Below are 2717 nucleotides of genomic sequence, written 5' to 3' on the forward strand. Positions count from 1 at the left end.
GCAGGGTTCGGATCTTGGCCAGCTCGGCGGCGAACAGGGCGGTCACCGGGCGTCCCGCCGTACGAGGGTGACCCCGGCGAGCAGCGCGGTCACCAGCGCCCAGCCCACCAGGACCAGCACGGCCTGCGGCGGGCTCGACGTCAGGTCGCCGGTCGCGGGGTTGAGCAGCAGGTTCCGGCCGGCGCTGACCGGGAGAAGCGCGTCCAGGCCGGGCACGCCGGCCAGCACCTGGGTCATCGTCACGGTGATCAGCGCGAGGCTCACCCCGATCGCTGCCAGGGTGCTGCGGGCGATGACGGCGATCGCGTACGTGCTCAGTCCGAGCAGGACCGCGTACAGGATGAACCTGGCCTGGCCCGCGATCGCGTCGGCGCTGACCGGCAGCCCGGGGAACCGGTCCTTGACGCCCAGGTAGCTGAACACCGTGCTGATCGTGGCGATCAGCACCGCCGCCAGGGTGAGGCATCCGGCCGCCGCCAGCAGCTTCGCCACGAGCAACCGGCCCCGCCGGGGCACGGCGAGCACCGTCAGCCCGAGCTGCCCGCCGCGGAACTCCTGCCCGGCGATCACCGCGGCCAGGCCGGGCAGGAACACGCTCATCTGCAGCGACGAAGCACGGATGCCCTCCAGCAGTGCCGCGCGGGCGGGCTCGCGCCGGCCGAGGAAGATCTCGATGGACCCGTCCGGCGTCACCTTGGCGACCGCGTCGGCGGTCAGGCCCACCACCTGCACCTCCACCAGCAACTGGAGGGCGAGGATGGCGCCCAGCACGAGCCAGCCGGCGCGCAGAGTGGTGATCTTGACCAGTTCCGCGCGGACGGCCGCTCTCACGCCGCGGTCCGTTCGCCGGTCAGGGCGAAGAAAGCCGCCTCCAGCGACGGATGGCCCGCGGTGACCTCGGCGACCGAACCCCGCCCGGCGATCCGGCCCCGGTTGATGACCACCAGGTCGTCGGCGGTCCCGGCCGTCTCGGCCATCAGGTGGCTGGACAGCAGCACGGTACGCCCGGACGCCGCATAGTCCCGCAGCAGCTGCCGCACCCAGCGGATCCCCTCCGGGTCCAGCCCGTTCACCGGCTCGTCGAGCACCAGCACATCCGGCTCACCGAGCAAGGCCGCGGCGATACCGAGCCGCTGTCCCATCCCGAGCGAGTACCGCTTCACCCGCTGCCGGGCCACCTCGGCCAGGCCGACGAGCTCGAGAACCGCACCCACCCGGGCCTGGGGGATGCGGTTCGACCGAGCGATCCAGCTGAGGTGGTCGACGGCCCGTCGCTCCGGGACCGGCCCGGCCCCGTCGAGCAGCGCGCCGACCGTCCGCAATGGATGGTCGAGGTCGCGGTAGCGCCGGCCGTGGATCGTCGCGGTGCCGCCGCCGGGCGCGTCCAGGCCCAGCAGGATCCGCAGGGTGCTGGACTTGCCGGCGCCGTTGGGGCCGAGAAAGCCGGTGACCCGGCCGGGCCGTGCGGTGAAGCTGACGTCGTCGACGGCCGTCCGGCCGCCGTGGCGTTTGCTGAGGTGGGCGATGTCGATCACGGACACCAGCCTGCGACGCATGGACGCCGGCCCGCGTCACCCGGAAGTAGACACCTAACGAGGTTCGTGCAGCAGACCGGCCTCGTACGCCAGCACCGCGAGGTGGGTGCGGTCGTTCACGTCGAGCTTGGCGAACATCCGGCGCAGGTACGTGCGGACCGTCTCCACGCTCAGCGTCAGCTCGTCGGCGATCTGCTGGTTGGAGTAGCCCCGGGCGACGTACCGGATGACCTCGGTCTCGCGCGCGGACAGCACCTGGCCGGCGAAGGCGTGCCGCCGCTCGGGCCGGCGCGGCGCGAACTGCCGCATCAGCCTGGCGGTGATCTCCGGGGCCAGCATCGCGTGGCCGGCGTGGACAGTGCGTACGGCGTGCAGGACCTCGGGCGGGGACGCGTTCTTGAGCAGGAAACCGGAGGCGCCGAGGGTGAGGGCCTCGTAGACGTACTCGTCGAGGTCGAAGGTGGTCAGCATGATGACCTTGGTGGTCGTGTCCGGCAGCAGGCGGCGGGCGGCCTCCAGTCCGCTCGCGCCGGGCATCTGCACGTCGAGCAGGGCGACCGCCGGTTTCAGCGCGCCGACGAGCCGGGCCGCTGTCTCGCCGTCCGCCGCCTCGCCGGCGACCCGGAAGCCGGGCGTCCGGTCGAACAGCTTGCGGTAGACGCCGCGGAACCGGTCGTCGTCATCGGCCAGGAACACGCTGATGGCCGCGGTCACCGGCCACCCCCTCGCCGGACGGGCAGGCGCGCGCTGACCTCGAAGCCGCCCCCGGGGTGGTCGCCCCACGTGACCGTGCCGCCGACGAGCTGGGCCCGTTCGCTCATCCCGGCCAGGCCGAAGCCGGTGTGCTCGCGTCCGGCGGCGCCCGGCCCACGGTCCCGGACCCGGACGACGACCGCCCCGCCCGTCTCGTGCACGTCCACCGTGCAGGGCGCGCCCGCCGCGTGCCGCACCACGTTGCTCAGCGACTCCTGCACGATCCGCAGCACGACGGCCCCGACGGCGTCCTCGACCTGCTCGTCGACGGTGATGCGGGCGTGCACGTCGACGCCGGCGGCGCGCGTGGTGTCGACCACCGAGGACAGCCGGGTGACCGGCGGGGGCGCGGAACGCAGTCCCCGGACCAGCACCTGCATCTCTTCGAGGGCCCGCCGCGCGTGCAGTTCGATGCCGGCCAGGGAGTCC

The 2717-nt window shown here is 73.4% G+C and carries 4 protein-coding genes; all 4 read right to left on the reverse strand.

The genetic code is table 11. The annotated features are described in order from the left end of the window. Positions 1 to 42: 42 nt before the first annotated feature. Complete coding sequence (locus AB0C29_RS42335; protein ID WP_360833143.1) at positions 43 to 831, reverse strand: hypothetical protein; 789 nt, start codon at positions 829 to 831, stop codon at positions 43 to 45. Beyond that, positions 828 to 1535: an ATP-binding cassette domain-containing protein gene (locus AB0C29_RS42340; RefSeq protein WP_360833145.1), complete on the reverse strand. Its 708-nt coding sequence runs from the start codon at positions 1533 to 1535 to the stop codon at positions 828 to 830. Before AB0C29_RS42340 ends, AB0C29_RS42335 begins: the two co-directional genes overlap by 4 nt. A gap of 54 nt (positions 1536 to 1589) precedes the next feature. Next, positions 1590 to 2249, reverse strand: a complete 660-nt coding sequence (locus AB0C29_RS42345) for a response regulator transcription factor (protein WP_360833147.1) — start codon at positions 2247 to 2249, stop codon at positions 1590 to 1592. Beyond that, on the reverse strand, positions 2246 to 2717 hold a 472-nt coding region (locus AB0C29_RS42350; RefSeq protein WP_360833149.1), incomplete at its 5' end, for an ATP-binding protein. The genes AB0C29_RS42345 and AB0C29_RS42350, both read right to left, overlap by 4 nt.

It is taken from the genome of Actinoplanes sp. NPDC048791 (genome assembly GCF_040650095.1).
Classification (GTDB): domain Bacteria; phylum Actinomycetota; class Actinomycetes; order Mycobacteriales; family Micromonosporaceae; genus Actinoplanes.